Raw genomic sequence first — 26,964 nt, forward strand, 5'->3', positions numbered from 1 at the left:
AATACCTCCTGAAATGTTGTTTGGTACTTGATTTTCGTTTGTTTTATTTTTTCCCTTTCGGTAATTATATATTATCTCAAACGGAGATATTTTTCAATAAACAGAAAAATCCCTCTGATAAGATTTTTATCAGAGGGATAAAAGAGATTGTTTTTTTATCATTTTTGCCGGTTTGATAAAATCATTTGTTTGTCTTGAAACGCTCCAGCGCAGAGGTGACGTTGCCGTGCATTACAATGGAAAGCTCTTCGATAATCTCGTGCGGGTCGCCTTTCATGTCGTGCTTTACCCAGTCCAGCATAAGCCCCACAAAGGCATATTTGTAGAAATCCGCAATGAACTTTTTGTCCTCGTCACGGACGTTCATTCCCGCAGATTTTTCCTCCACCACACCGATAAGCAGGTCATAGGTCAGCTTGTACAGATACAGCTCCACCTGCTCACGGCTGACAGAATGGTACACGTTCAGGATAAATGGCTTGTTGTCAAGCACAGCTTCGAATATCTGCAAAAAGCCCTGCTGCCATGTGTCATAGGTCTTTTTGCCCTCCAGAGCCTTCTTTGCGTCCTCCACGCAGCACCATTCTATAAGGTCGTAAATATCCTTGAAATGGTAATAAAAGGTCATGCGGTTGATGCCGCAGTCCTCGGTGATATCGTTGATTGTGATTTTGTCGAGAGGCTTTTTCAGCAGCAGATTTTTGAGCGATGCTTCCAAAGCCCGTTTTGTGACCTGTGACAAAGCTTAACTTCCTCCGATCGGTTTATCTTGCTCTGAATGTGTCCAGTCCAAGCTTGAGGCGTACAAGGTCCTTGTACTCAGGCTTAGTCATGTAGTAAACGTAGCTTTCGATAACGTTCAGAGGGTGGAGAGTTCTGCCCTCGATCTTGAAGTGCCTGAAGCCCATGGGTACGTACTTTTCAAAAAGTGTTTCGGGAGTTATATGAGTTGAAAATTCTATAGTTTCAAGGAAATTGCGGCTGATAGCCTCGCATCTGAAATTCTCTTCTGTCTGAACATTGAGCATATTTATTCCGCCGATGTTGCCGAATGCGTTGATAGATGAACGCTTTATCTGCTGCTCGCCAAGGAACTTGTAGTGGTCGCCTCTGCGCTTGCAGTCGGGGAAGCAGTAGGGACATACCAAAACTTCTATCTTTCCACGGTATTCCTCGGGTATCTTTTCCAGCGCCTCAAAATCGTTGTTCCAGTTATAGTCAAGCACAACAAGGCTGTAGTCCTTTTTAAGCTCCTCAATGAGAGGCTCCAGACCTCTTATCTGCTTGCAGGTGGAGGAGGTGAGCTTGTAGTTGGGGTAATTTGCCCTCAGATAATCCTCCATGACCTGAGTGTTTACGATAGCCTCGTTAAGACCGTTGTCAGCCAGCTGAACGAGCCTGTTGCAGAAACGGTCGCTCATATGCTCCTCAGTGAGCAGGGGATTGGTGAAGGTAAAGCGGCAGGGGATACCTCTCTTGTTGAATTCATCGAGAACGTGGGTAATGGCACGCTCATCGGCATAGCCGTTGATATTTCTTCCGCCGTTCCATACAGCGGGGGGGAAGCAGCCGTAAACGGAAGCTATCTCCACACCGTCACGGAAATACTCGGGGTGCTCCTTTATCATATCAATAAGTGCCAGATTAAGAGGACCGTGGCTCCAGAAATCAGGCAGATGGAATTTTATACTCATTATAACTGCTCCTTTTTAGCATGATACTATTATTTTAACATTGTCTGAGGGTTTTGTCAAGGAAAAGTAAAATGCAAAAAGCGGCCGATTTTCAGCCGCTTTAAAATAATTTTTATATTATTGCGTGATGATGTCAGTGACAGGATTCGCATTCGGGTATCTCGCCCACAATGGAAACGGGGTCAACGCCCTGTCTCTTGTAATAATCCGAGATAGCAGCCTTGAGAGCCTGCTCGGCAAGAACGGAGCAGTGGAGCTTGGAATCGGGCAGACCGTCCAGAGCCTCTACCACAGCCTTGTTGGTGAGCTTCAGTGCGTCCTCAAGCTTCCGGCCCTTGATCATCTCGGTCGCCATTGAAGATGTGGCAACGGCAGCGCCGCAGCCGAAAGTCTTGAACTTTATGTCGGTGATAACGCCGTTGTCTATTTTAAGGAACATTTTCATAATGTCGCCGCACTTTGCGTTGCCTACCTCGCCGATTCCGTCTGCGTCTTCTATCTCGCCCACATTACGGGGATTTGTAAAGTGATCCATTACCTTTTCACTGTAAAGCATCATAATATATCAGCTCCTATAATTTATTTAACGGGGGAAACGTATTTAAGCCACTTTTCGGTGCCATCTCTGCCGTTTACTATGTCGTCCCACATGGGTGACATATTTCTTATCTTTGCCACAACGCTTACCACGGTCTTTACGATGTAATCCGCATCGTCCTCAGTGATGGGGTCAGCGATGGAAAGTCTGAGAGAGCCGTGAGCTACCTCATGGGGCAGACCCAGCGAAAGCAGTACGTGAGAGGGGTCAAGTGAACCGCTGGTGCAGGCTGAGCCGCTGGAAGCGCATATGCCGTTAAGGTCAAGCATAAGCAGCAGGGATTCGCCCTCAACGCCGAGAAACGAGATGTTGATGTTTCCTGCCAGCCTGTGCTCCATTCCGCCGTTGATGCGGCAGGCGGGTACCTGAGAGGTTATGCCGCTTATAATGCGGTCACGGAGCTTGGAAATGCGCTCCTGCTTTGCGGGAATATCGGCGCAGGCGTCCTTTACTGCCTGAGCAAGTCCGACGATTGCAGGCACATTTTCAGTTCCCGCACGCTTGCCTCTTTCCTGTCCGCCGCCGTGGATAAGGTTGGGCAGATTTATTCCCTTGCGTACATAAAGGAAGCCGATGCCCTTCTGTGCGTGAATTTTATGACCTGACATACTCATCATATCAATGCCCTGCTCGGCTACGTTTATGGGAACATTGCCCACAGCCTGAACAGCATCGGTATGGAAAAGCACGCCCTTTTCATGACAGACCTTTGCTATCTCGGGGATAGGCATTATGGTGCCGATCTCGTTGTTTGCGTACATTATTGAAACAAGAGCCGTGTCCTCACGGATAGCCTCGGCAACCTGCTCGGGGGTTATATAGCCCTTGTCGCTTACGGGGAGATATGTTACCTCAAAGCCCTGCTTTTCAAGGTCGGCACAGGTGTGAAGAACGGCGTGATGCTCGAAAACGGTGGTGATGATGTGCTTCTTGCCCTTTGCGCCAAGGCTTCTTGCGATGCCTTTAATAGCCCAGTTGTCAGCTTCCGAGCCGCCGCTGGTGAAGAAAATCTCTCTGGGGAGACAGCCGAAAACTTCGGCGATCTCGCTTCTTGCATTTTCAATGGCACGTCCTGCGTCACGTCCCAGTCTGTAGATGCTGGAGGGGTTGCCGAACTGCTCTTTCAGATATGGTAGCATTGCGTTCAGCACGCTTTCCGATACCTGAGTTGTGGCGGAGTTATCGGCATATATAAAACGGTCTGCCATAAAAGGATCTTCCTTTCTGAATGTGATGATGAGCATAATATACTTATTTATTATATACCTGTTCAGTGTGAAATACAAGTGTATCTGACCAATTTTATTGATTTGCACATTTTTATGGTATAATTTGTATAATATTGCGGTTATTCTATCTAAAAAGTAGGAATTGTCTTTTCTTTCAAAGCATATACTTCCCTGAGAGGTGAGCGTATGAAGATAAAATATACCGAGCTGTTTATTTTTATAGTTTCCGCAGAGCTTGTGGGAGCGCTGTCAGCACTGATAACAGGGGACTTCGCCGGTTTTTTTGACAGATATGCTTCTCCGCTCCTTATGCCGCCCGCATGGCTTTTCCCCGTTGTCTGGGCGGTGCTTTATGCCCTTATGGGGATATCCGCATATCTGATATATTTTTCCGACGGCAGAGCTGATAAAAAGCGGGCGCTGTGGATCTATGCCGCTCAGCTGGCGGTGAATTTCTCGTGGAGCATAGTGTTCTTTAAATATGAAAAGCTGTGGGCAGGGGCGGCGGTCATAATCCTGCTTATCGTACTTGTGATGCTGATGATATACAGCCGCATGGCTCAATGTCCCGTATCTGCTGTGGCTCATTTTTGCGGCGTATCTCAATATCGCCACGGCGGTAATTAACTGATAAAAGCCCGCTTCATCATTATTTCATTATATCCCGTAAATTACTTTTCATCAAAAACTTGCATTATTCCCGAGTATATGGTAAAATAAAAGATATGACCTGTAATACCGAAAGGAAGTGGCTTTATTGCCTATAAATATACCCGATAATCTCCCCGCTACCGAAGCGCTGAAGCATGAAAATATTTTCTACATGACCGATGCGACCGCAGCTCATCAGGATATCCGTCCGCTGAGGATAGCTATTCTTAACCTTATGCCCAAAAAGATAGAGACCGAGACACAGATACTCAGGCTCCTCAGTAACTCGCCCATTCAGGTGGATATCGAGTTTTTGCAGACAGCTTCACATGTATCAAAAAATACCCCCGTTTCACATCTCAACAAGTTCTATACCACCTTTGACAACGTAAAGAACGAGCGCTTTGACGGTCTTATCATCACAGGCGCACCTGTTGAGCAGATGGAGTTTGAGGACGTTGACTACTGGAAAGAACTTTGCGAGGTAATGGACTGGTCGCTGACCAATGTTTTCTCCACCTTCCATATCTGCTGGGGCGCTCAGGCGGGACTGTACTATCATTACGGAATACCCAAGTACGGGCTGAAAGAGAAAATGTTCGGCGTGTTCCCTCATATTATCGAGATGCCATATCACCCGCTGGTAAGGGGATTTGACGAGAAATTTTTCGTCCCCCATTCCCGTCACACGGAGGTGCGCAGAGAGGATATCGAGAAGATATCTTCGCTGGAGATACTTACATCATCGCCCATTTCGGGAGTGCATATCGTAGGGGATAAGTCTCACAGGCTGTTCTTTGTGACAGGCCATTCCGAGTATGACCGCTTTACTCTCAGGGACGAGTATATGCGTGATTATGACAAGGGTCTGCCTATCAAGAAGCCCTACAACTATTTCCCGTATGATGATGTGGGACAGCCCCCTCATTTCAACTGGCGCTGTCATGCAAACATGATGTTCTCCAACTGGGTCAACTACTGTGTATATCAGGAAACACCCTACGATCTGGGTAATCTGGAGCCTATTAAAATTGAAAAGTGAAGAATATCCCTGTCGGGCAGCAGTCCGTCAGGGATATTTTATGTGTTCATAATTATTTTACGCCTTATTGCCTTGACAATTACCGCAAAAATATGGTAAAATAATCACCGTAAAAAAAGAATACTGGTTTTATTGGAAACGTACATTCTCCGAATGATTAACGAACAACACATTTTCTTGCAGTAGTTTATCATAGGAGGTTTTTTTATGCCCAAAAACAAGTTTCAGGAAGTTATTTTCACAATTATTATGGTATTTTTCATGGTCTATGCAATGATATGCTATAACATTGCACTGAATATAGGCGGAATGAAGAACGAGGTGTTTCTTTCCGCTTTCCATGAGCTTATCATAATGGGACCCATTGCGTTCATACTGGATTTCTTCATTGTAGGAAAAATCGCAAAGGCAAAGGCTTTTAAGATCGTAGATGTGAGAAGAGACAATCCCTTTCATCTTGTACTTGCCATATCTTTTGTGTCGGTGATATTTATGTGCCCGCTTATGAGCCTGGCAGCTACTTTGCTTTTCAAAAATGCAGGCAGTGAGTTCGTTGCTGTGTGGATTGAAACAACTGTTAAAAACTTTCCAATGGCGCTTTGCTGGCAGATATTCTTTGCAGGCCCTGTTGTAAGAGCCATATTCGGAGCTGTTTTCAGGGAAAAAGAAAAAGCTGCCGAAATTCCCGCAGCTGAATAAATATTTCAATGGCGTTATCCAAACGGGTAACGCCATTAGAACCCGTCTTCACAAGCATATGCGCACGTCTTTTCGGCAAATTTTGCCGCAGACTGCGTTAAAAATCCTTGCCGGGCGAAAGCCCGCCTGCGGATTTTTGCCTACTCTGCAACAAAATTATGCTCGAAAATCCGCACACATTTCTTATGAAGACAGGTTCTTAACTTTAATTGCCCTTTATATCATGCCCGCCGTGGGATATGATAGCACCCGATACACGCTTTGCCTCAGATGCACGGCAGATTATCTCTATTGAGGCTGATTTGTTTTCGTGATGGTTTCCGTCCGGCTGTTCAATGTCCGATATTGCGCCATATACAGGCAGAGGCATGGCAGCCGTGCTTCCGGAGCCTATTCCCGAAAAAAATCCCATAGGGGCAAATGTGCCGTCACGTCCCGCACCTGTGGAACGCTCGTTTATGGTGATATCGAAAATGCCGCTGCCGTTTCTTCTTATGGCTGCTGCCGCAAACTCAGCGTCATCGACGGAATAAAATCTTGCTGTAATTTTCATGTGTTTTCTCCTTTGAACATTTCTTTATAACAAAGTATGCCCGATTTTTCAGGAAAAACACATAAAAAATCCCCTCTCGGTTATGTGCCGAAAGGGGGATATCGTTATTATCAGTAAAGCTCGGAAACCAGCTTTTTCTTCTGTGCCGCATATTCTTCTGCGGTTATCTTGCCCTCGTCCTTGAGAGCCTTGAGCTTTCTAACCTCTGTTTCAAAGTCGGAAAGTGCAGAGGGCCTTCCGTTGGGATTTACCCTTGGAGCTGCTGTAACAGCAGGCTGTATGGGCTTTTCCTCAACAGGAGCAGCAGGCTCGGGCTGAACTGTAGCCTGAACAGGCTTTACTTCCTGAATGGGAACCTCTTCCTTTACAGGTGCAGGCTCTGCAGCAGGAACAGAAGCGGGGGCAGGTGCGGGAACGGCTTCTGCCTTGTCGGGGATAGAATCAAGGTCAAGAGCGGGCTTCTTGGGAGCTGCTTCCTTTGCTGGAGTGCTTGAAATAACCTTTTCAAAGCTTTCAAGAGCCTTCATGGACTCAGCTATTTCATTGTTAAGATCTTCAACGTTCTTTTTGTCTGCCTTTTCGGGAGCAGGTGTGGGAACGGGCGCAGGTGTTGGAATATTGACTGCCTTTACAGGCTCGGGATCGGGAAGCTTCTCAACAGCCGAAAGGGGAGGGATAGCGGCATTTACTTTGATAGCTGCCTGCTCTTCCTTGCGCTTTTCTTCGATCTCACGGAGCTTTCTCTGCTTTTCTCTTTCGAGAGCGGCATTGACCTTTTCCATGTGTGCAGCCTGAACTTCCTTTATCTGGCTTACGATGGAAGCTACGTTGTCGAGGCAGGGAACTATTATTCTCTTGCGGTGAACAACGCCCTTAACATCGGTATCGCACTGGATAAAGAGGGGGCTTGACTTGGCATTTTCGTTGATATATACCTTTGTGATCTCTTCCAGGGGGCACACGAACCTTGAATAAACGGGATCGCCTTCCTTGGTGCCCTGCTGCTCCATAATATACGCCTGTCCGAAAAGATGAGCTACCGTGATCGTCAAATAAACCTCCTGTGGCTTTGCAAAGGAGGATTCCTTGAACATTGCTTCATATGCGGCTATTTTCTTTTCACTGTAAACGCTGGAATTTGACTGGCTGCTCATTCTCATTACTCCATTTCCTTAAAGATGATTTACTGACGCGGGCTTTGGGTGTTTCGTACTGATTTGTCTAAAGTCTGCGATATACTTCTGTAATATTATACCATAAAAAACTTTTTGTGTCAAATAAAATTTAAAATTTGAACGCAAAAATAGTTACACAATATTATGCAGTATGCACAATATTGTGTGTAAGAATTAGAATAAATTGTGTTATTGTCAAGCAGACTGTTAATTTATTTTTCCGTCCTTTATGGTGATGATCCTGTCCGCTTTTTCAGCCACGTTCATGTCGTGGGTGATAAGGATAAGGGTCTGGTCATATTTTTTTATGGTGGTTTTAAGGAGGGAGAGTATCTCGTTTCCCGAAGCGGAGTCCAGATTTCCCGTAGGCTCGTCGGCGAGGATTACAGCAGGCTTGGAAATCATTGCACGGGCAATAGCAACTCTCTGCTGCTGACCGCCAGACAGCTGGTGAGGGTAATGGGAAAGCCTGTCTGCGATGCCCATTGTCTCTGCAATTTCGTTCAGATATGCTTCATCGGCTTTTTGACCGTCCAGCGACAGGGGGATAAGTATATTTTCCTTTGCGGTCATTACGGGCAGGAGATTGAAGAACTGGAACACAAAGCCTGCTTTGCGGCGGCGGTACTGTGCCAGTGCGTCGTCGTTCATGGAAAAAACGTCCTCGCCGTCAACTGTGAGAGTGCCCGAATCGGGATAATCCATTGCGCCCAGCATATGGAGAAGTGTGGATTTTCCGCTTCCGCTCTGTCCCACAATGGCAACAAATTCGCCCTTGGAGACCTCAAGGCTCACGTCGTCAAGCGCTTTCACGGCTGTTTCTCCGCTGCCGTAGGTCTTGACAAGGTGCTCGGCTTTAAGAATAATGTCGCTCATAAATATCTCCTTTCATCAGCTGTTGTTATATCTCTGGAGGAACTGGCGTGTTCTTTCGTTCTGCGACTGCTCGAAAACCTCCTCGGGAGTGCCGTTTTCGATGATAACACCGCCGTCCATGAAAATTACTCTGTCCGATACCTGCTTTGCAAATGCCATTTCATGGGTAACGATGACCATGGTCATCTGCTCCTCCGCCAGACTGCGGATAACTTTCAGAATTTCGCCCGTAAGCTCGGGGTCAAGGGCAGAGGTAGGCTCGTCAAAGAAAAGCATTTCGGGATTAAGAGCCAGCGCTCTTGCAATGGAGACACGCTGCTGCTGACCGCCAGAAAGATTGCAGGGATATTCATGCGCCTTGGATTCCAGACCCATTTTGCCCAGCAGCTCCATAGCGGTAGCCTCCGCTTCCGCACGGCTCTTGCCCAGAACGCACATAGGCGCTTCCGTGATGTTTCTCAGCACGGAAAAGTGTGGGAAAAGGTTGAAGTTCTGGAAAACCAGACCTATTTTCAGACGCACATCTCTCAGCGTCTTGGGATTTGCATAGACTGCCTTGCCGTTTTCATCGGCGGTCATCATGGAGATGCCGCAGATATCTATAGTGCCGCCGTCAGCCTTTTCAAGCTGGTTCACGCACCTGAGAAGAGTGGATTTTCCGCTTCCCGAGGGGCCTATGATGGAAACAGCCTGTCCCTTTTCAACGGTAAAGGAGATGTCTTTCAGTACCTCCAGCTTTCCGAAGCTTTTGGACAGATTTTTTATTTCAAGCATTGCCATAAAAATTTGCCCTTTCTTATTTATAGTAGCTGAGCTTCTTCTCTATGAGAGAGAACACAAAGGTAAGTATCATAGCCATTGCAAAGTAGAAAACGCCTGCGATTATCAGGGGGATAAGTGAGCTGTAAAGCTGCATCTGCTGACGTGCTTTCAGGGTTATCTCGGCATATGCAACGACGTTTGCGATGGAGGTATCCTTTACCAGTGTGATTATCTCGTTGGAGGAGGCGGGAACTATTCTTTTTATTACCTGCGGGAGGATTATCCTGAAAAATGTTTGTGACTTGGTAAAGCCCAGTGCTGCCGCCGCTTCATACTGTCCCTTTGGTATGGACTCGATGCCGCCTCTGAATATCTCCGCAAAATAAGCCGCATAGTTCAGCGAGAATGCGGTAAGCACGGCGTAGAACATATAATTCTCGCTCCTGATATTTATCATATCAAGTGCAGATGTCATAAAGGCGGGCAGACCCTGAGCCAGTTTAAGGTAGGGGATTATGTAGTACACCGCAATTACCTGGAGCATAAGGGGAGTGCCTCTCATAACGAGGATATATATGTTGGTAAGCCACGATATGGGCTTGAAACTGCACATTTTCAGCATTGCTGCTATCATTCCGAGAGGTATGGAGAAAAGTAGCGTAAAGCCGAATATCTTAACGGTAGGAACAAGATAATCCAGCAGTATCTTAGTGACGCTGAGAATTTCATCGGTTGTCATCTGTGAAATCAATCCTTTCGGCACGGCACTTTACCGCACTGACACATTATTACATAATATATATTATATCAGATATTTCAGCATATTGCAAGATAAAATTTTAAGTCATTATCTTAGTCAATATTCACATCAGGCACAAAAAAGAGGCGCAAAAAAAGGCTGCCGCATAAGCGACAGCCTTAGTGTCAGTAAGAGGAAATTACTTGCTGAGTTCAGCGAAGTACTTGATAGTTCTTACCATCTGAGATGTGTAAGAGTTCTCGTTATCGTACCAAGAAACTACCTGTACCTGGTAAGTATCGTCATCGATCTTGGAAACCATGGTCTGAGTAGCATCGAAGAGAGAACCATATCTCATACCGATGATATCGGAAGAAACGATCTGCTCCTCGTTGTAGCCGAAGGACTCAGTAGCAGCAGCCTTCATTGCAGCGTTGATGCCTTCCTTGGTGATGTCCTTGCCCTTAACAACAGCAGTAAGGATAGTTGTGGAACCTGTAGGAGTAGGAACTCTCTGTGCAGAACCGATGAGCTTGCCGTTGAGCTCAGGGATTACGAGGCCGATTGCCTTTGCAGCACCGGTGGAGTTAGGAACGATATTAGCAGCACCTGCTCTTGCTCTTCTGAGGTCACCCTTTCTGTGAGGACCATCGAGGATCATCTGGTCGCCGGTGTAAGCGTGGATTGTGCTCATGATACCGGAAGCGATGGGAGCGTAGTCGTTAAGAGCCTTAGCCATAGGAGCGAGGCAGTTAGTGGTGCAGGATGCAGCGGAAATGATGGTGTCATCCTTAGTAAGAGTCTTGTGGTTTACATTGTAAACGATAGTGGGGAGGTCATTGCCTGCGGGAGCAGAGATAACAACCTTCTTAGCGCCGGCGTCGATGTGAGCCTGGGACTTAGCCTTGGATACATAGAAACCTGTGCACTCGAGAACAACGTCAACACCGAGCTCACCCCAAGGAAGATCAGCAGCGTTGGGCTTAGCGTAGATGGTGATCTCCTTGCCGTCAACGATGATAGCACCGGGAGTTACAACGGTCTTGCCATCTTCAGCATATACAGCGGGCTTAACATCAACAGTGTGAAGGTTCTCGCCGATTCTGCCGCAGTAGCCGCCCTGAGCGGTATCATACTTGAGAAGGTGAGCGAGCATCTCAGGCTTGGTAAGGTCGTTGATAGCTACTACCTCATAGCCCTCTGCACCGAACATCTGACGGAATGCGAGACGGCCGATACGGCCGAAACCGTTGATTGCAACTTTTACTGACATGATAAAATTCCTCCTAAAGAATTATTTATCTTCTGCGGATAGATCCGCAAGCCCTGCCTGTGAAAAAATTAACAAACAGAGCGGCGCTTACTTTCGTAACGCCCTACATATAATATAATATACTATTTTATCCGTTTTGGCAAGTGTTTTTTCAAAAAAAATTCCAAGAACGTGAAAAATTTTTTCTGAAATGAGCAAGGCGGCAGATAAGTGCTGTCAAACGTCAAAATGACCTTTGCCTGCCGATTTGCCTCACTCTGTATCATCATATTCCGTACACCTTTTATACACAAAAGCTTTTTTATTTACAAATATGTAAAATAAAGTTTCTGATTATGTATAGGTTTTTGCTCGGCGATGTGATATACTTTTTAATGAGTTTATGCGTGATGATAAGGCATAAAGGGGGGCGGCAGATGCAGTGCACACAACAGCTGACAGACGAAATTCAGCGTATATTCCATAATTCACCCATGGCAGCGGCTGTTGTCGGCGAGGGCGGAACGGTCATTTACCGCAATCCTGCCTGTGAAAGTCTCTGTCCCGATATGGATTTTGCCTGTGTTAAAACGGGCGTTTCCTGCGAGATGTATGCTTCATGCGGAAGCAGGACATTTATGCTGAGCATCGCTCCCGTTTCCGACAGCATATCTCTTGTGAACATCACCCCTGCTGCTCTTGATGAGACTGTGTTCAACGGCATTGCCGCTACGATAAGAAAGACTGCTTCATCGACAGCCGAGGCTCTTGACGATCTGTCCGATAAGATATCCGATGAGGGCATGATGAAAAAGCTTGACATCATCGACGGCAATATGCTTACCGCCTGCTCCGAGCTGCTTGTGCCTGAGGTAATCAGCAGCATGAGGCTGCCCGATGTGCATGGCTCAGGTGTCATCAGTATTTCCGAAACGGTCATCAGGTTTATGGAAGAGCTTTCATATATCATCGCTTCGGAGAACATAAGCGTCGTTACTCTTGATAAAATAAAGCCCGGGCTTACCGCCCGAATGAATAAAGACGCTCTCAGGCTCCTTATGATGGAATTTATTTCAGGCTGTCTGGACGGCGAGTTTGATATCCACGGCATAACCCCGTCACTCAGAAGAGCTGACGGAGATAAGATACTGCTGGAGCTTTCCTGCGGCTATCTGGGACGGTTTGAAAATAAAGTCCCAAAGTCCAGAGCTGCAAGGCAGAAGGGCGAATATGATCCAGCCCGTATGCTCCGTGAGGAGATGGAAAGAATATACGGCTGCCATATAAGCTGCAGGCACAATGACATGGTAAGCACATTGTCAGTGGAAATGCGCTTTGAGGAAGCGGAAAGCGGCGAAACTCTTGGTAACAGAATGTCACATTACGTCGCTCCCAACCGATATACAGATGTTTCACTGTACTGCGCAAGGTACGGTATGAATCACAGATACAGAAATGAGAAATTTTGAAAGGATAGTTGAAAAAATGAGATCAGCAAAGAAGATAATTGCGGCGGTTTTCGCCCTTGGCATACTTATGACAGGCTGCGGAAAGCAGGAGACAGGCGACCAGATCGTTACCACAGCGGCAACTCCCGCATTTTCGGTAACATCGGCAGGCGAGACCCTGGCAGATGCTGAGGCAGACCCTGAGGACACTGTGAGCATCTACACAGGCAAGACCGTTGAGAATGAAGCAGACCTTGCAATATACAAATTCAACAGCACTCTTCCCGACGGCTATGAGACCAAAATAGACAACTCCGAGGGCAAGATGTACGCATCTCCCAACGGTTCCATAATCGTAAAGGCTCAGAACTACAAGGAAGAATTTCAGGAGCTTTCCGTTTTCGCAGATCAGGGCTGTGCTTCTATCAAGCTCAACAATATGATGTATCAGGCGGATACGAATTTCTCCGATCCTCAGAACACCACAGTTGCAGGCTTTGATGCAATAAGATATGATTACACCGTTACCTCCTACATTTACGAGTATGAGACTGATTCCGCAGGCGCTCAGGTAACAGGCGACGACGGCAATCCCATAATCACCGACCAAAAGGACGTGCTGGGCGAGTATGTTAACCGTGTATATTACTTCTATTCCGATGAGGACGTTTTCTATGTTATCTGCGAGTCCAGAAAGGAAAACTCCGAAGCTGCCGCAAAAGAATTTGACGAGTTCATTTCCGGCGTGACTATCACAAAGAAGTAATTTCTGTCATAAAAAGAAAAAGCTGATACCGTGAAAACTTTCGGTATCAGCTTTATTTTTATGCGTTTTCGCCGAAGTAAACCTCGTACCACTGTAAGAAGATGAAAACAGTCCATATCTTGCGGCTGTTGTCGTATTTTTCGGCTCTGTGGTCGTCAAGGAGCTTAACCAGCATGGGGGTGTTGAAGAACTTCTCGGCATTTGCGGAGGTAAAAGCGTCCTTTACGATGTTGTAGTATTTATCCTCCCTGAGCCATACTCTGATAGGCACGGGGAAGCCAAGCTTTTTCTTGTTTGCGGTCTTTGGGGGAGCTGCTTTCAGGGCAGCCTTTCTCATGGCAAGCTTTGTGTTTTCGGTGCTTACCCTGTACTGCCATGGTATCTGCTCCGCAAGCTCCATTACCTTTTTGTCAAGGAAAGGAACTCTCAGCTCAAGGGAGTTTGCCATGGACATTTTATCCGCTTTAAGCAGGATATCGCCTGTCATCCACAGATGCAGATCAAGATACTGCATTTTTGTAATGGGATCCTTGCCCTTTACCTTTTCATAGAAAGGCGCTGTGATAACTGTGGGGTCGGGAGCGGAGGTGGTTATCTTCAGCAGCTTCTTTCTGTCCTTGGGTGTGAACATATAAGCGTTTCCGATGAAGCGTTCTTCAAGCTCCTTGCCGTTTCTTACAAGGAAATTCACGCCCCTCTTCTGAGGAAGATGCTCTGCCACGCTGCCGATGCCTCTTCTTATAAACTTAGGAAGCGACTTGTATGCGTGTGAGCCGAGAGGCTCCTTATATACGTTGTAGCCGCCGAATATTTCGTCAGCACCCTCGCCCGAAAGCACTACCTTTACATATTCGGAAGCCTTGTTGCAGACAAAGTAAAGTGCGATACATGAGGGGTCTGCAAGGGGTTCGTCCATGTGGTACTGTATCTTCTTTATATTGCCCCAGTATTCCTCGGGGGATATTACCTTGCTGATGTTTTCCTTGCCGATGTACTGAGAAAATTCCTTTGCCCAGCCGATCTCGTTGTACTTTTCGTCCTCGCCGAAGCCTACGGTGAAGGTCTTGTCAACATTTGCAACGGAAGCCACATAGCTGGAGTCAACGCCGCTGGAAAGGAAGCTTCCCACCTCAACGTCGGCTATCTTGTGAGCCTTAACAGAGTCCTTGAAGGTCTCGGAAATGCGCTCTACCCATGTATCCATGTCGGGACCTTCGTCAGCGTGGAAGTCAACGTCCCAGTAGCGCTTTACATCAAGCTTGCCGTCTTTATACTTGAAGAAATGTGCGGGAGGAAGCTTATATACGTTCTTGAAAAATGTTTCGTTGGTGGGGGAGTACTGGAATGTAAGATAGTTTTCCAGCGCCGCAGTGTTCAGCTCCTTGACGAACTTGGGGTGAACAAGGAAAGACTTTATCTCTGAGCCGAACATGAATGTGTCGCCCATAGTTGCATAGTAAAATGGCTTGATGCCGAAAAAGTCCCTTGCGCCGAAAAGCTCGTGGGTGTTCTTATCCCAGATAACAAAGGCGAACATTCCTCTCAGCCTGTCGAGAAGCTTCTCGCCGTACTCCTCGTAGCCGTGGAGCAGTACCTCGGAATCGGTATTTGTGGTGAAGATATGACCCTTTTCCACCAGTTCCTTTCTGATATCCTGATAGTTGTATATCTCACCGTTGAAGAACAGCACCTTTGACTTGTCTTCGTTCAGGATAGGCTGGTCGCCGCTGTCGGTAATGTCGATAATGCTCAGTCTGCGAAAGCCCATTGCGATACATTCGTCTATATATCTTCCCTCTGAATCGGGACCACGGTGGCGTATCTTATCCATCATCTCCCCGAGAACACGGTTGGAGTTGTCAATGGTGTTGGTAAAGCCTGCAAATCCGCACATAATATCATCTCCGTAATCTTTCTCATATCATATATAGTATATTTATTTATATGGCTTAATATGATACCGCTTTCCATCGGTAACTATTATAACAATTATCATACCATTTTAGAAAAAAAAGGTCAATAGAAAATGCCGCTCACTGCTGCATTTTAACCGAAATGTCATTTTTTAAAGCAGTCAGCTCTTCCTCTGTGAGAGGCCTCCAGCAGCCGGGGGCAAGGCTCTCGTCAAGTGGAACGCTGCCCATGGCGGTGCGTTTGAGATATACGATACAACAGCCTATGGAGCGCATCATTCGCTTTACCTGATGCTTTTTTCCCTCGGTTATGGTGATGTAGCCCGAAAATATCTTCTGCCGGGGATATTTGAGCAGACGTTCTCTTTTGTCGTCCGAAAGATATTCCGCAATGTCGGTGATAACTCCCGTGCCCGTGCAGCGGATACTTGCAGGGAGAGCGGGAAGCTCTCTTCCTTTCATCTCCACGCCTTCGGAAATGGCGCTCACCTTTTCCTCGGTAAGCTCGCCTATGGCATAGAAAAAATACGTCTTTGGAACATGGCTCTTTGGAAGCAGAAGCTTTCGGCAGAGCATACCGTCATCGGTTATAAGCAGCAGTCCCTCAGTGTCCTTGTCAAGCCTGCCCACGGGGTATATGGTCTGTCTGCATTCCTCGGGGAAGTAGTCCATAACAGTTTTGCTCAGGCTGTCCGTGCGTGCAGTGACACAGCCTTTGGGCTTATTGAACATAAAATATCGGGGCATATTCACAACTCTTTTCTCTCAGGCTTATCCGACAGAGCAGATATCCTTTACTATCTCGGAAGCGATTATCATTCCTGCCACAGCGGGAACAAATGCCGTGGAGCCGGGAACGTTTTTCTTGCCCGTGCTTTCCGCCCTGCACTTTTCAGCCGCAGCGCCTGTGGGAACTATAGGCATTTCCTTTGAATACACCACTTTAAGCTTCTTTATGCCACGCCTTTTCAGCTCATATCTCATTATCCTTGCCAGAGGGCAAACAGATGTTTTGTAGATGTCAGCCACTTCAAGCTCCGCAGGATTAAGCTTGTTGCCCGTTCCCATGGAGCAGATGATAGGCGTGCCGCACTTGTTTGCGTTCATAACAAGCTCTATCTTTGCAGTCACCGTGTCTATGGCATCTGCTATGTAGTCGTATTTGGTAAAATCAAAATCAGATGAATTTTCGGGCATATAAAAAGTGTTGTAAGCAGTCACTTTGCAGTCGGGATTTATCTGCATGATGCGCATTTTTGCCGCTTCCGTTTTGGGCATTCCCACAGTTCCCTCAACCGCAACGATCTGGCGGTTAAGGTTTGTGATGCTCACTGTGTCGTTGTCGATGATATCCAGTGCACCCACTCCGCTGCGGGCAAGAGCTTCAACGATATATCCGCCCACGCCGCCCAGTCCGAAAACCGCCACACGGGCGTTCCTGAGCTTTTCCATGGCGTCGCTTCCCAGAAGCATCTCGGTTCTTGAAAATCTGTCAGTCATAGGTTATCCTTTCAGAAAAGCTGCGTAATGATTATTCTTGCAGCCAGTGATAATATCAGCATAAGTATGCTTGTCATGTACATAAGTCGGTTTGCTCGCCTGATATCTTCATTTTCAATGGGTCGGATATCATCGCCTATAAATGGCTTTTTGTGAAGCTCGCCGAAATAATAAGCGTCGCCCGCAAGGCGTACATCAAGAGCGCCGGCGCATACAGCCTCCGTCTGAGCGGAATTGGGGCTTGCGTGCTTGCGCCTGTCACGCTTCCATATCCTGAAAGCGTTTTTGCCGTCAAATCTAAGTATATATGCGGAAAGTATCATCAGCAGAGCCGTGAGACGGGATGGAATGTAGTTCAGCACATCATCAAGCTTTGCGGCAGTGCGCCCGAAGTTTATGTATTTGTCATTTGTGTAGCCCAGCATGGAATCCATGGTGTTTGCCGCCTTGTAGAAAAATCCGCCCACAGCGCCCCCAAGCGCCATATAGAACATGGGAGCGGTAACTCCGTCGGAGGTGTTTTCCGCCACGGTCTCCACAGCCGCACGGATAATTCCGTCACGGTCAAGGCATTTTGTGTCACGGCCGACTATCATAGAAACCGCCTGACGTGCCTTTTCCGTGTCATTTTCTGCAAAAGCGTCATGGACTTTCATGCTCTCGTTCCTGAGGCAGCGTGCCGCCACAAGATAATAGCACATAATGCTTTCGACAGCAATACCCAGTATCAGGTTTATTTTATAGCAGATCATCAGCAGCGCCAGAGGTACACCCGCTGACAGTATGAGCACAGTAATAACAAGCACCGTGCCTGCCGTCCGCTCATTTTTTATCCGTGGCCGCAGAAGCTTTTCCAGCCCTGCTATAAGGCTGCCTATGAGCCTTATTGGGTGGGGCAGGGAATAGGGGTCGCCAAGAACGCAGTCAATGAGGAACCCGAAAAAAAGTGGAAGTGAAAGCATATCAGAACTCCGAAGTAATGGTTATCTTCCCATGGTCAAGCTCGGCAGTGTAGCCGCCGCCGTTTTTTACCTGATAGTCGTAAAAGCCTTTTTTAGGGAAAGCAAATCTTTCGGCTATTGCCATGATGGTGCCGCCGTGTACCACAAATGCAACGGTCTTGCCTCTGTTTTCGGCGGCAGCCTGGATAAATCCACCGCAGCAGCGGGTGCAGAACTGCTCCCTGCTTTCTCCGTTGGGGGGAGCGGCATTTCCGCCGCCCTCTATCCAGCTGCGGTAGGAAATATCATTGCACAGCTGCTCGTAATTCAAGCCCTCAAAATCGCCGAAATCCGTTTCACGCAGGGAGGGCATAAGCTTTATCTCCTTGTGGGGATAGATAAGCTCCGCTGTCTGAACACAGCGCTTCATAGGGCTTGCAACAACGATATCCGCATCGGGATATTCTTTTCCCAATATCTCCGCAATTCCCTCATCGCAGAGAGGTTCATCAGTCCTGCCGATGTATCTTCTTTCAAGGTTGCCTGCCGTTTTACCGTGGCGGATAAAAATCAGCTTCATCTTGCTGTCTCCTTTATAACAGTGGGTATGCCGCATACCATGCGGATGACCTTTTCCGAGTGTGCGGCGATATAGCAGCAGGAGCGCCCCACAGCCTCTCTCCACAGCCTTTCGGACTTTTCCATAGGCACTATACCGCCGCCTATTTCCGTGGATATGATGATTATATCAGGGTTCTGCTCATAAATCTTTTTTGAGACAGCCAGGGCAGCCTCACTGCCGCCCTCTGCCATTATCCTTTTTATAAGCAGATGAAAATTATCTATGCAGGCGATGTTTTCAAGTTCAGCGATGCTCATATCAGCGCCGTCGCATATTTCTGCTGACGGATAATTTTTCAGTACATAGTCAGTCTTGCCCTGACTGCGCCCTCCGATAATGAATATCATGGAATGTTCCTTTCCTTGCTTATTTGCTGCGGCAGTGCTGCCTTACGGCGCAGAATATCTCTTCTGCACTGAAATTTACCTCTGCCGCACAGTGAAGCTCCTCGGGCATTTCCGAGCTGTCGGTGTTCACCACGATGATTGGCTTGCCAGCCGCAGCGGCATAATCTGCCTCGAAGCGTATGCGGTCGTTTTTCATAAAGCTTTTGTCCAGCAGCAGGATAATGCAGTCCGATGCGTTGATGTTCCGCTGCATTTTTTTGTACATCTCCGTGAAATTGCCCCTTGCTTTTTTCATTGAAGGCAGAGCCGCTTCATCGGAATGACATCGGTAGCAGAAGCCTTTACCGCTGTTGAAAAGCTTTATGAGCTTCCTGTAATTTTCGCTGTAAATGCCGCTGTGGCATATGTAAATATCATAAGTTGGATATGAATACATATTATCCCGTCCCGAAATTTTGTCATATTCCCACGGTCACTTCTGCGGTGAGCAGCAGCTTGCTGTTGGCTCCCTCAGTTATCTTTGAGACAGTGACCTTTTTTACAATGTCCTCGTTGTCCTCATATTCCTTTTGCTTTGAGCCTGATACCGTTCCCACTGGAAATTCTCCCGCCGATAAAAGCAGACCCTTTTCATTGCGTGTCACATTAAGCTCGGTTCCCACGCCGCATTTTTCGGATATGTTCTGCTGAAAAAGCTTTCTTCCGCAGTTTGCTGCCATGGTGAAAAATGCGCCGTTTTTCATATACTCATCCTTCAGCCGCAGATATACCTCATGGGTGGCAAGGCAGTCGGAAAGGGCACGGTGAGCGTTGTCATTTATCACGCCGTAGTGACCGCAGAGGGCTGTAAGGCTGAATCCCCCGAAATCCGCTTTAAGGTGCTGGGCAAGGTTAAGGGTGTCTATGCAGTAATTTTCCATAGGAGCATAATTTTGCAGAAAACGCAGGTCGAACCTGATTATATTATGCCCCAGCAGCGCCGAATCACCCGCAAATTTCAGAAATTCGGGCATGGCTTTGCTTATATCGGGAGCGCCCTTTACCATGTCATTGGATATTCCCGTAAGAGCGGTTATCTCGCTGCTGATGCGGGTCTTGGGGTCAACAAGAGTGGAAAAGGTCTCCGCAGGCTTGCCGTCTGTGACCTTTACGGCGGCAATTTCGATTATTTTGTCATAAAAAGGGCTTAGCCCCGTGGTCTCCAGATCGACTACCACGTAGCTGTCCCTGATAAATTCCTTGAATACTGCCATGTACGCCTCCGATCAGCTGTTGGGAAGAATAACGGTGAAGCAGGTGCCCTTGCCGAGAACGCTTTTTACGGATATGCTTCCGCCGTACAGGTCGATGAGCTGCTTTACAAGAGCAAGTCCCAGACCGCTGCCCTCGCCCTTGCGGGAGCTGTCCGACTGATAGAACTTGTCGAAGATATGCTTGCAGTCCTCCTCGGCAATGCCGCAGCCGTTGTCCGCAATGGTGAAGATGATGCTGCCGTTCTTTTCGGTAAGCTCCATTTTTATCGTTCCGCCCTCGGAATTGAACTTGATCGCATTATCCAGCAGATTTGTCCATACGTGGAGCATAAGGCTTTCATTGCAGGTGCATGATACCTCGTCCAGATCTATTTCAAAGACGATATTTTTCTTTGTCCACTTTGTTTCGAGCAGAAGTATAGCCTTGCGTATCTGCTCATCAAGGCGGTACAATGTCCTTTTCTGGGGTATCGCCTGATTTTCAAGCTTTGAGAGCAGCAGGATATTTCCCACCAGCTCGGAAAGCCGTTTTGTGTTGAAAAGTATCTTGCTTACATACTCCGCCTGCTCCTCGGGAGGAAGTCCCTGCTCCTGCAAAAGCATTGCATAGCCCTCAATGGCGTTGATAGGCGTTTTGAACTCGTGGGAAACGTTGGAAACAAAGTCCGTCTGGAGTATCTCGGTTGCGCCAAGCTCGCTCGTCATAAGGTTGAAGTTGTCATACAGCTCACGCACCTCGGTAATGCTTGATCTTGTTTCAAGCCTTACGGTAAAATCACGGAGAGCCACCTTTTTCATTGCCGTTGCCAGCTTTTTGATGGGGGAGAGCAGTATCTTGCTTACGAATATTGCCACAGCTACGCCGAGAATAACGCTGAACATTATTACCCAGCCGTTTTCCGAGATGTGCAGGGTGATGTTGAAGAAATAGTTCAGCACATAAGCCACTGCGCTTGCCGCAGCAATGGTAAGGATTATCACCAGCGAAATGAGAATGGTGAAATATATGGTGATGTTTATGCCGAATTTCTTTTTCTGCTTCCTGTCCTTTGTCACTTTTTTACCACCTTGTATCCTACGCCTCTCATGGTAACTATCTGAAAATCGGGGTTATCCCTGAAATGCTCACGGAGCCTGCCTATATGTACTTCAACAGTGTGTGGGTCAGTCTCGGTGTCATATCCCCATATGTCGTCCATTATCTGCTGACGGGTGAATATCTTTCCGGGGTATGATGCCATTTTATAGAGCAGCATAAACTCCTTCTGTGGCAGAACTATGCTTTCGCCGCCTGTGGTAACGGTCATTGAGTCGTATTCCATCACAGTTGAGCCGATAGTCTGTCTGCGGTCGTTTATCATCTGGGCACGCCTCAGCAGAGCGCCTACTCTCAGCACCATTTCGTTTACGTTTACGGGCTTTACCATGTAGTCGTCCGAGCCTGAAAGAAATCCCTGACGCATATCGTCGTAAGCGTCCTTGGCAGATATCATAAGCACGGGGATATTTATTCCCGAGTCCCTTATGGAGCTGACCAGCTCATAGCCGTCAACATTCGGCATCATCACGTCGGAAATTATCAAGTCAAAGTAATCCTTGTCAAGCATGGCAAGGGCTTCCTTGCCGTCGCAGGCGCCCTGAACGGCATATCCGCTCCTTGTGAGGACTCGCTGGAACAGCAGTCTCAGCTCCTTGTCGTCCTCGGCAATAAGTATCTTGAACATAATTTCTCCTTGTACCGAAAAAACCGCCTGCTCATAAGATACAGGCGGTTTTGCCGTTATTACTTGAAGTAAGCTACGCCGCTTTCAAAGATCTTCTGATCCTTGGAGCCGGGAACATTCTTGCAGATGTCGGTGCCGATACGCTCGCTGTGGCCCATTTTTCCGAGAACACGTCCGTCGGGGGAGGTGATACCCTCGATAGCGTCAAAGGAGGAGTTGGGGTTGAAGCGGATATCCATTGAAGGAGCACCTTCAAGGTCAACGTACTGAGTAGCGATCTGACCGTTGTCCGCAAGGCTCTTGATAAGCTCGGGAGAAGCAACGAATCTGCCCTCGCCGTGGGAGATAGCGATCTTGTGGATATCGCCCACCTCGCAGCCTGCAAGCCAGGGGGACTTGGTGGAGGCTATTCTTGTGGATACCATCATTGACTGGTGGCGTGCGATGGTATTGAATGTAAGTGTGGGGGAATCATCGGTCATGTCAACGATCTTTCCGTAAGGTACAAGGCCAAGCTTGATAAGTGCCTGGAAGCCGTTGCAGATACCCAGCATAAGACCGTCCCTGTTGTCGAGCAGCTCGGTAACAGCGTCCTTGATGCGGGGGTTGCGGAAGAATGCGGTGATGAACTTTCCTGAACCGTCAGGCTCGTCTCCGCCTGAGAAGCCGCCGGGGATCATAACGATCTGTGACTTCTTGACAGCCTTTTCAAAGTATTTTACGCTCTCTTCAAGGGTCTGAGCGGAAAGGTTCTTGATAACAACGATCTCGGGAACTGCGCCTGCACGCTCAAATACACGGGCAGTATCGTACTCGCAGTTTGTGCCGGGGAATACGGGGATAAGCACCTTGGGCTTTGCAAAGGAGGAAGCGTGCTGAACGGAGTTCTTTGCGGTGTAGGTGTATATCTTTGCAGGCTTGTCCTCGGTCTTGATGTTGCAGGGGAATATGGGTTCAAGCTTGTCCTCCCAGGATTTCTGGAGGTCAGCCATGTCGATAACATAATCCTTGCAGTCGATGGTATAGGAATCGGTGGTAGTACCGATAACGGTCTCGGGAGTGAAGGGGTCGCCGTCAAGCTCGATAACGAAAGAGCCGTAACGGGAGTAGAACAGCAGGTCGGAGGAAAGCTTCTTGTCGAACTTGAAGCCCACTCTGTTTCCGAGGGACATCTTAGCAACTGCTTCCGCAATGCCGCCGAAGCCTACTGACCATACGGAGAGCGCCTTGCCCTCTGCGATGATCTTTTCAACTCTGTCGAATACGCTTCTTACGCTGTCCCACTTGGGCAGACCGTTTTCATCGTAATCGGGTGTGATGTAGATGACCTTGTTTCCTGCCTTCTTGAATTCAGGGGAAAGGATCTTTCCGCTGTCTGCGGTGGAGACTGCAAAGGAAACAAGAGTTGCGGGAACGTCAATGTTCTCAAATGTACCTGACATGGAGTCCTTGCCGCCGATAGCGCCGCAGCCCAGCTCTATCTGAGCCTTGTATGCGCCGAGAAGAGCGGAGAAAGGCTTGCCCCAGCGGGTAGGATTATTCTGTGTTCTCTCGAAATATTCCTGGAATGTGAGCCAGCACTGCTTGTAGCTTCCGCCTGCTGCGATGACCTTGGAAATGGACTCGATAACAGCAGCGATAGCGCCGTGGTAAGGGCTCTTGTCGCTTACATAAGGATTGTAGCCCCAGCCCATGATAGAGCAGGTCTTTGTCTGACCCTTGAGAACGGGGATCTTTGCAGCCATCGCCTGAGTAGGTGTGAGCTGATATTTTCCGCCGTAGGGCATAAGAACGGTGCCTGCGCCGATGGTGGAGTCAAAGCGTTCTACCAGACCCTTCTGAGAGCATACGTTCAGGTTGGTCATAAGGGTGTACCAGCTGTCGGGGCAGTCGGTGTAGGACTTGGGCTGAACGGTAACGGGAACGGATACCTGAACGGTGGTGTGCTTTTCGGCACCGTTGGAGTTCAGGAACTCTCTTGAAAGGTCAACGATTACCTTGCCGTTCCACTTCATCTTGAGGCGGGGTTCAGCCATAACGTCCGCAACCTTGGTAGCTTCAAGGTTCTCGGCAGCGGCAGCGGCGATGAACTTCTTCATGTCGGACTTTCTTACTACAACAGCCATTCTTTCCTGGCTCTCGGAAATAGCAAGCTCAGTGCCGTCAAGACCGTCATACTTCTTGGGAACTGCGTTCAGGTCGATAACCAGACCGTCTGTCAGCTCGCCGATGGCAACGGAAACGCCGCCTGCGCCGAAGTCGTTGCAGCGCTTTATCATATGTGTAACTTCAGGATTTCTGAAAAGTCTCTGAAGCTTTCTTTCCTCGGGAGGATTACCCTTCTGTACCTCAGCGCCGCAGCTTTCGAGGGACTGTTCGGTGTGAGACTTGGAGGAGCCTGTTGCACCGCCGCAGCCGTCACGTCCTGTGCGACCGCCGAGGAGAATGATAACGTCGCCCGGCTCGGGAACTTCTCTTACAACATTTTCAATGGGAGCAGCGCCTACAACAGCGCCTATTTCCAGTCTCTTTGCAACGTAGCCGGGGTGATATACCTCGGAAACATGACCTGTTGCAAGACCTATCTGGTTGCCGTAGGAGCTGTAGCCGTTAGCTGCGCCCACGGTGATCTTTCTCTGGGGGAGCTTGCCGTGAATGGTGTCCTCAACGGGAACGAGAGGATTGGAAGCACCTGTTACACGCATAGCCTGATATACATATGAACGTCCCGAAAGGGGGTCTCTGATAGCGCCGCCAAGGCAGGTAGCCGCACCGCCGAAAGGCTCGATCTCGGTGGGGTGGTTGTGAGTTTCGTTCTTGAACATAAGGAGCCAGTCCTGAAGCTCGCCGTCAACATCTACCTTGATCTTTACGGAACAAGCATTGATCTCTTCGGACTCGTCAAGATCCTTGAGAATGCCTTCCTTTTTCAGCTTCTTTGCGCCGATGGTGGCGATATCCATAAGAGTGATGGGCTTGTTTTCTCTGCCCAGCTCTTTTCTTGCGTCGATGTACTCGTTATATGTCTTTCTGATATAATCGGCATCAATATTTGCTTCATCAATAACGGTGGAGAATGTGGTGTGACGGCAGTGGTCAGACCAGTATGTATCTATCATGCGAATTTCGGTGATAGTGGGGTCACGCTTTTCGGTGTCACGGAAATAGTCACGGCAGAACTTCAGGTCGTCGGAATCCATTGCAAGACCGTACTTTGTAACGAAGTTTGCAAGACCCATATCGTCCATGGTGATAAATCCTGTGAGGGTCTCAACAGTCTCGGGGATAGTGTAGTTTACCTTCAGGGTCTCTACTTCATCAAGGGAAGCCTCACGGCTCTCAACAGGGTTGATGATGTACTTTTTCAGCGCTTCAAACTCGCTGTCGGATATTCTGCCCTCGGTGATGTAAACACGGGCATTTCTTACCTTGCATCTTTCGCCCTGGGTAAGTATCTGGATACACTGCTCGCAGGAATCGGCTCTCTGGTCGAACTGACCGGGAAGATACTCCACAGCAAAAACACGCTCATCGTCCTTGAGAGCGGGGAGCGTCCTGTAAGTAACGTCAACGGCAGGCTCGGAGAAAACGTTATCCGCCGCATAATTGAAATTATCCTCTGAGATGTTTTCTGCGTCGTAGCGGTTGATTATCCTGAGTGAGCGCAGAGAATCAAGCCTCAGGGCTGTTTTGATATCTCCGAGAAGCGTTTTTGCAGCTGCGGCAAATTCAGGCTTCTTTTCAACATAAATTCTGTAAACTGACATAGGTTCAATACTCCCCTTTGTGTTTTATGAATGGACTTGCTTTTATTCGGTAACAATATGACCAAAACAGCAGCCGTCCTCTATCTTATCTATTTTAACATAAAAAATCATTTTACGCAAGCTTTTCTCTGAATATTTTGTTAAGATTTTGATATAAGCGTAATTGGGTGCATATCCGTGGTGGATACCGTCGGCTTTTTCACGCTCAAAAAGCACGGGAAATTCTTTTCCTGCAAGGCTTTGAAGAAATTTGTCACGGCTTTTTGCTCCGACCTCCGCCATTTCCTTTGCCCTGCGCTTTTTCACGTCGCCGGGCACCTGCGGCTCCATAAGGTCGGCTTTTGTGCCCTTTCGCCTTGAATAGGGGAAGACGTGGATATCGGAAAAGCCTATCCGCTCCGCAAATTCAAGGGACTTTTTGTGATCTTCCTCCGTCTCGCAGGGGAAGCCCGTCATTATATCGGTGGTAATGCCGCAGTCGGGGAAGATGCTCCTTATCCTTCCCACAAGCTCCTCAAATTCGGCGGAGGTGTAGCGCCTGTTCATGGCTTTCAGCGTCCTGTCGCAGCCGCTTTGCAGCGACAGATGAAATGAGGGGCAGAACTTTGGCTGAGCAGCCAGATGTTTCAGGTCGTCATCGGTTATCTTCTCAGGCTCCAGCGAACCCAGCCGAACCCGCTCAATGCCGTCAACGGAGCATACCGCTTCCACAGCGTCCGCCAGTCTCAGCCCGAACTCAGCACCGTAAAATGCAAGGTTTATGCCCACAAGAACTATCTCCTTGTAGCCGTTTTTCGCCAGCAGCTTTGCCTCGCTTATAACGCCGTCAATGGGCATGGAGCGTATCCGCCCACGGGAGTAGGGGATTATGCAGTAGGTGCAGAATGCGTTGCAGCCGTCCTGTATCTTCATGAACGCACGGGTGTGACCCTCCACCGCCGATACCGGCATTTTTTCAAACTCATCGTGGGGCATATAAGGCGTTATTCCGCAGGTCTGCTGTCTGCTTTTCAGAAATTCCTCCGTAAGCTCCACAATGCGGCTCCTGTCCTTGGTGCCTGTGATAACGTCCGCTCCGCAGGCTTTGGCTTCATTGGGAAATGCCTGCGGATAGCAGCCCGTGAGAACGATAACTCCGTCGGGCTTTTCACGCCTTATCCGCCTTATGGTCTGCATGAGCTTACTGTCGCTTTCGGAGGTGACGGTACATGAGTTTATGACAAGGATATCCGCCAGCTCACGTACCTGCGTGACGGTATATCCTGCCTTTTCAAAGGCTTCGGACATAGCCGCAGTCTCATATACATTGACCTTGCAGCCAAATGTGTAAAAGTAAATATACATAAAAATCTCCGTAAAAATTTGTGCGGTGTGCATATCGTGCCTATTTGCGGGCAGGATAATATATGCTAT

General features: G+C 48.1%; 26 protein-coding genes and 1 pseudogene. 5 read left to right on the forward strand and 22 right to left on the reverse strand.

Annotated elements, in window-relative coordinates; all coding sequences use genetic code 11:
- Positions 1 to 181: 181 nt before the first annotated feature.
- The 4 genes from OCV68_RS01205 to nifS form a co-directional block, all read right to left on the reverse strand.
- Positions 182 to 742: a TetR-like C-terminal domain-containing protein gene (locus tag OCV68_RS01205; RefSeq protein ID WP_022475098.1), complete on the reverse strand. Its 561-nt coding sequence runs from the start codon at positions 740 to 742 to the stop codon at positions 182 to 184.
- 22 nt (positions 743 to 764) lie between these two features.
- Positions 765 to 1,694, reverse strand: coding sequence for a hypothetical protein (locus OCV68_RS01210; RefSeq protein ID WP_022475099.1), 930 nt, complete (start codon positions 1,692 to 1,694; stop codon positions 765 to 767).
- Between the two features lie 133 nt (positions 1,695 to 1,827).
- Positions 1,828 to 2,250 (reverse strand): Fe-S cluster assembly scaffold protein NifU, encoded by a 423-nt coding sequence (gene nifU / locus OCV68_RS01215; RefSeq protein WP_147622507.1) that lies wholly within the window; start codon positions 2,248 to 2,250, stop codon positions 1,828 to 1,830.
- A 23-nt stretch (positions 2,251 to 2,273) separates the two neighbouring features.
- Entirely contained in the window at positions 2,274 to 3,500 is a 1,227-nt protein-coding gene (gene nifS, locus OCV68_RS01220; RefSeq protein WP_022475101.1) for a cysteine desulfurase NifS, read from the reverse strand.
- 207 nt (positions 3,501 to 3,707) lie between these two features.
- On the opposite strand from nifS, the pseudogene OCV68_RS01225 reads away from it, so the two are divergent.
- The 3 genes and pseudogenes from OCV68_RS01225 to OCV68_RS01235 all read left to right on the forward strand — a co-directional run bounded on the left by OCV68_RS01225 (position 3,708) and on the right by OCV68_RS01235 (position 5,913).
- Positions 3,708 to 4,152 (forward strand): annotated as a pseudogene (locus OCV68_RS01225) (TspO/MBR family protein).
- 126 nt (positions 4,153 to 4,278) lie between these two features.
- Entirely contained in the window at positions 4,279 to 5,214 is a 936-nt protein-coding gene (gene metA / locus OCV68_RS01230) for a homoserine O-acetyltransferase MetA (protein ID WP_022475103.1), read from the forward strand.
- A 207-nt stretch (positions 5,215 to 5,421) separates the two neighbouring features.
- The gene (locus OCV68_RS01235; RefSeq protein WP_022475104.1) at positions 5,422 to 5,913 is read left to right on the forward strand and encodes a DUF2798 domain-containing protein; all 492 of its coding nucleotides are present in this window, start codon (positions 5,422 to 5,424) and stop codon (positions 5,911 to 5,913) included.
- 205 nt (positions 5,914 to 6,118) lie between these two features.
- Here the strand turns inward: OCV68_RS01235 and OCV68_RS01240 are convergent, their stop codons facing one another.
- From OCV68_RS01240 to gap, 6 genes are all read right to left on the reverse strand, one after another.
- Positions 6,119 to 6,466 carry a hypothetical protein gene (locus tag OCV68_RS01240; RefSeq protein WP_022475105.1) on the reverse strand — a complete coding sequence of 116 codons (348 nt, stop codon included), beginning with the start codon at positions 6,464 to 6,466 and terminating at the stop codon, positions 6,119 to 6,121.
- Between the two features lie 110 nt (positions 6,467 to 6,576).
- Positions 6,577 to 7,620 (reverse strand): SHOCT domain-containing protein, encoded by a 1,044-nt coding sequence (locus OCV68_RS01245; protein WP_262570212.1) that lies wholly within the window; start codon positions 7,618 to 7,620, stop codon positions 6,577 to 6,579.
- A gap of 228 nt (positions 7,621 to 7,848) precedes the next feature.
- Positions 7,849 to 8,517, reverse strand: a complete 669-nt coding sequence (locus tag OCV68_RS01250) for an ABC transporter ATP-binding protein (RefSeq protein ID WP_022475107.1) — start codon at positions 8,515 to 8,517, stop codon at positions 7,849 to 7,851.
- A gap of 15 nt (positions 8,518 to 8,532) precedes the next feature.
- The gene (locus OCV68_RS01255; RefSeq protein ID WP_147622285.1) at positions 8,533 to 9,297 is read right to left on the reverse strand and encodes an amino acid ABC transporter ATP-binding protein; all 765 of its coding nucleotides are present in this window, start codon (positions 9,295 to 9,297) and stop codon (positions 8,533 to 8,535) included.
- Positions 9,298 to 9,313: 16 nt separating this feature from the next.
- Positions 9,314 to 10,018 (reverse strand): amino acid ABC transporter permease, encoded by a 705-nt coding sequence (locus OCV68_RS01260; RefSeq protein ID WP_262570213.1) that lies wholly within the window; start codon positions 10,016 to 10,018, stop codon positions 9,314 to 9,316.
- A gap of 199 nt (positions 10,019 to 10,217) precedes the next feature.
- Entirely contained in the window at positions 10,218 to 11,291 is a 1,074-nt protein-coding gene (gap, locus tag OCV68_RS01265; protein ID WP_022473928.1) for a type I glyceraldehyde-3-phosphate dehydrogenase, read from the reverse strand.
- A 416-nt stretch (positions 11,292 to 11,707) separates the two neighbouring features.
- Between gap and OCV68_RS01270 the strand changes: the two genes are divergently transcribed.
- Together OCV68_RS01270 and OCV68_RS01275 are read left to right on the forward strand one after the other, a co-directional pair.
- Positions 11,708 to 12,739, forward strand: a complete 1,032-nt coding sequence (locus tag OCV68_RS01270) for a hypothetical protein (RefSeq protein ID WP_262570214.1) — start codon at positions 11,708 to 11,710, stop codon at positions 12,737 to 12,739.
- A 16-nt stretch (positions 12,740 to 12,755) separates the two neighbouring features.
- Positions 12,756 to 13,484 carry a hypothetical protein gene (locus OCV68_RS01275; RefSeq protein ID WP_262570215.1) on the forward strand — a complete coding sequence of 243 codons (729 nt, stop codon included), beginning with the start codon at positions 12,756 to 12,758 and terminating at the stop codon, positions 13,482 to 13,484.
- Between the two features lie 58 nt (positions 13,485 to 13,542).
- Here the strand turns inward: OCV68_RS01275 and asnB are convergent, their stop codons facing one another.
- The 12 genes from asnB to mtaB form a co-directional block, all read right to left on the reverse strand.
- Positions 13,543 to 15,378, reverse strand: a complete 1,836-nt coding sequence (gene asnB, locus OCV68_RS01280) for an asparagine synthase (glutamine-hydrolyzing) (RefSeq protein WP_262570216.1) — start codon at positions 15,376 to 15,378, stop codon at positions 13,543 to 13,545.
- A 139-nt stretch (positions 15,379 to 15,517) separates the two neighbouring features.
- On the reverse strand, positions 15,518 to 16,144 hold the full coding sequence (locus OCV68_RS01285; protein WP_262570217.1) for a 16S rRNA pseudouridine(516) synthase: 627 nt from the start codon (positions 16,142 to 16,144) through the stop codon (positions 15,518 to 15,520).
- A gap of 24 nt (positions 16,145 to 16,168) precedes the next feature.
- Positions 16,169 to 16,897, reverse strand: a complete 729-nt coding sequence (locus tag OCV68_RS01290; protein ID WP_262570218.1) for a tRNA threonylcarbamoyladenosine dehydratase — start codon at positions 16,895 to 16,897, stop codon at positions 16,169 to 16,171.
- A gap of 11 nt (positions 16,898 to 16,908) precedes the next feature.
- The gene (cbiB, locus tag OCV68_RS01295; protein WP_262570219.1) at positions 16,909 to 17,859 is read right to left on the reverse strand and encodes an adenosylcobinamide-phosphate synthase CbiB; all 951 of its coding nucleotides are present in this window, start codon (positions 17,857 to 17,859) and stop codon (positions 16,909 to 16,911) included.
- 1 nt (position 17,860) lies between these two features.
- On the reverse strand, positions 17,861 to 18,418 hold the full coding sequence (locus OCV68_RS01300) for a histidine phosphatase family protein (protein ID WP_262570220.1): 558 nt from the start codon (positions 18,416 to 18,418) through the stop codon (positions 17,861 to 17,863).
- Positions 18,415 to 18,807: a bifunctional adenosylcobinamide kinase/adenosylcobinamide-phosphate guanylyltransferase gene (locus OCV68_RS01305; RefSeq protein ID WP_262570221.1), complete on the reverse strand. Its 393-nt coding sequence runs from the start codon at positions 18,805 to 18,807 to the stop codon at positions 18,415 to 18,417. The genes OCV68_RS01300 and OCV68_RS01305 overlap by 4 nt, the downstream gene beginning before the upstream one ends.
- Positions 18,808 to 18,826: 19 nt before the next feature.
- Entirely contained in the window at positions 18,827 to 19,243 is a 417-nt protein-coding gene (locus OCV68_RS01310) for a TIR domain-containing protein (protein ID WP_147622272.1), read from the reverse strand.
- 22 nt (positions 19,244 to 19,265) lie between these two features.
- The gene (locus tag OCV68_RS01315) at positions 19,266 to 20,060 is read right to left on the reverse strand and encodes a 3'-5' exonuclease (protein ID WP_262570222.1); all 795 of its coding nucleotides are present in this window, start codon (positions 20,058 to 20,060) and stop codon (positions 19,266 to 19,268) included.
- 12 nt (positions 20,061 to 20,072) lie between these two features.
- Complete coding sequence (locus tag OCV68_RS01320; RefSeq protein WP_022473939.1) at positions 20,073 to 21,116, reverse strand: sensor histidine kinase; 1,044 nt, start codon at positions 21,114 to 21,116, stop codon at positions 20,073 to 20,075.
- Positions 21,113 to 21,784, reverse strand: coding sequence for a response regulator transcription factor (locus tag OCV68_RS01325; protein ID WP_022473940.1), 672 nt, complete (start codon positions 21,782 to 21,784; stop codon positions 21,113 to 21,115). The genes OCV68_RS01320 and OCV68_RS01325 overlap by 4 nt, the downstream gene beginning before the upstream one ends.
- Before the next feature lie 59 nt (positions 21,785 to 21,843).
- Positions 21,844 to 25,551, reverse strand: a complete 3,708-nt coding sequence (locus OCV68_RS01330; RefSeq protein ID WP_262570223.1) for a phosphoribosylformylglycinamidine synthase — start codon at positions 25,549 to 25,551, stop codon at positions 21,844 to 21,846.
- A 42-nt stretch (positions 25,552 to 25,593) separates the two neighbouring features.
- Positions 25,594 to 26,895 carry a tRNA (N(6)-L-threonylcarbamoyladenosine(37)-C(2))-methylthiotransferase MtaB gene (gene mtaB / locus OCV68_RS01335; protein WP_262570224.1) on the reverse strand — a complete coding sequence of 434 codons (1,302 nt, stop codon included), beginning with the start codon at positions 26,893 to 26,895 and terminating at the stop codon, positions 25,594 to 25,596.
- Positions 26,896 to 26,964 lie beyond the last annotated feature (69 nt).

This window comes from Huintestinicola butyrica, assembly GCF_025567215.1.
GTDB classification, from domain to species: domain Bacteria; phylum Bacillota; class Clostridia; order Oscillospirales; family Ruminococcaceae; genus Huintestinicola; species Huintestinicola butyrica.

What these genes read in the sequence shown, in the direction of transcription:
- nifS (WP_022475101.1), bottom strand. Translation starts at nt 3,500, where the DNA reads ATGGCAGACCGTTTTATATATGCCGATAACTCCGCCACAACTCAGGTA.
- asnB (WP_262570216.1), bottom strand. Translation starts at nt 15,378, where the DNA reads ATGTGCGGATTTGCAGGCTTTACCAACACCATTGACAACTCCAACCGT.
- OCV68_RS01285 (WP_262570217.1), bottom strand. Translation starts at nt 16,144, where the DNA reads ATGCCCCGATATTTTATGTTCAATAAGCCCAAAGGCTGTGTCACTGCA.
- OCV68_RS01315 (WP_262570222.1), bottom strand. Translation starts at nt 20,060, where the DNA reads ATGGCAGTATTCAAGGAATTTATCAGGGACAGCTACGTGGTAGTCGAT.
- mtaB (WP_262570224.1), bottom strand. Translation starts at nt 26,895, where the DNA reads ATGTATATTTACTTTTACACATTTGGCTGCAAGGTCAATGTATATGAG.
- gap (WP_022473928.1), bottom strand. Translation starts at nt 11,291, where the DNA reads ATGTCAGTAAAAGTTGCAATCAACGGTTTCGGCCGTATCGGCCGTCTC.
- cbiB (WP_262570219.1), bottom strand. Translation starts at nt 17,859, where the DNA reads ATGCTTTCACTTCCACTTTTTTTCGGGTTCCTCATTGACTGCGTTCTT.
- OCV68_RS01260 (WP_262570213.1), bottom strand. Translation starts at nt 10,018, where the DNA reads ATGACAACCGATGAAATTCTCAGCGTCACTAAGATACTGCTGGATTAT.
- OCV68_RS01270 (WP_262570214.1), top strand. Translation starts at nt 11,708, where the DNA reads ATGCAGTGCACACAACAGCTGACAGACGAAATTCAGCGTATATTCCAT.
- OCV68_RS01275 (WP_262570215.1), top strand. Translation starts at nt 12,756, where the DNA reads ATGAGATCAGCAAAGAAGATAATTGCGGCGGTTTTCGCCCTTGGCATA.
- OCV68_RS01305 (WP_262570221.1), bottom strand. Translation starts at nt 18,807, where the DNA reads ATGATATTCATTATCGGAGGGCGCAGTCAGGGCAAGACTGACTATGTA.
- OCV68_RS01290 (WP_262570218.1), bottom strand. Translation starts at nt 16,897, where the DNA reads ATGACTGACAGATTTTCAAGAACCGAGATGCTTCTGGGAAGCGACGCC.
- OCV68_RS01250 (WP_022475107.1), bottom strand. Translation starts at nt 8,517, where the DNA reads ATGAGCGACATTATTCTTAAAGCCGAGCACCTTGTCAAGACCTACGGC.
- OCV68_RS01245 (WP_262570212.1), bottom strand. Translation starts at nt 7,620, where the DNA reads ATGAGCAGCCAGTCAAATTCCAGCGTTTACAGTGAAAAGAAAATAGCC.
- OCV68_RS01300 (WP_262570220.1), bottom strand. Translation starts at nt 18,418, where the DNA reads ATGAAGCTGATTTTTATCCGCCACGGTAAAACGGCAGGCAACCTTGAA.
- OCV68_RS01255 (WP_147622285.1), bottom strand. Translation starts at nt 9,297, where the DNA reads ATGGCAATGCTTGAAATAAAAAATCTGTCCAAAAGCTTCGGAAAGCTG.
- OCV68_RS01310 (WP_147622272.1), bottom strand. Translation starts at nt 19,243, where the DNA reads ATGTATTCATATCCAACTTATGATATTTACATATGCCACAGCGGCATT.
- OCV68_RS01330 (WP_262570223.1), bottom strand. Translation starts at nt 25,551, where the DNA reads ATGTCAGTTTACAGAATTTATGTTGAAAAGAAGCCTGAATTTGCCGCA.
- OCV68_RS01325 (WP_022473940.1), bottom strand. Translation starts at nt 21,784, where the DNA reads ATGTTCAAGATACTTATTGCCGAGGACGACAAGGAGCTGAGACTGCTG.
- nifU (WP_147622507.1), bottom strand. Translation starts at nt 2,250, where the DNA reads ATGCTTTACAGTGAAAAGGTAATGGATCACTTTACAAATCCCCGTAAT.
- OCV68_RS01235 (WP_022475104.1), top strand. Translation starts at nt 5,422, where the DNA reads ATGCCCAAAAACAAGTTTCAGGAAGTTATTTTCACAATTATTATGGTA.
- OCV68_RS01240 (WP_022475105.1), bottom strand. Translation starts at nt 6,466, where the DNA reads ATGAAAATTACAGCAAGATTTTATTCCGTCGATGACGCTGAGTTTGCG.
- OCV68_RS01210 (WP_022475099.1), bottom strand. Translation starts at nt 1,694, where the DNA reads ATGAGTATAAAATTCCATCTGCCTGATTTCTGGAGCCACGGTCCTCTT.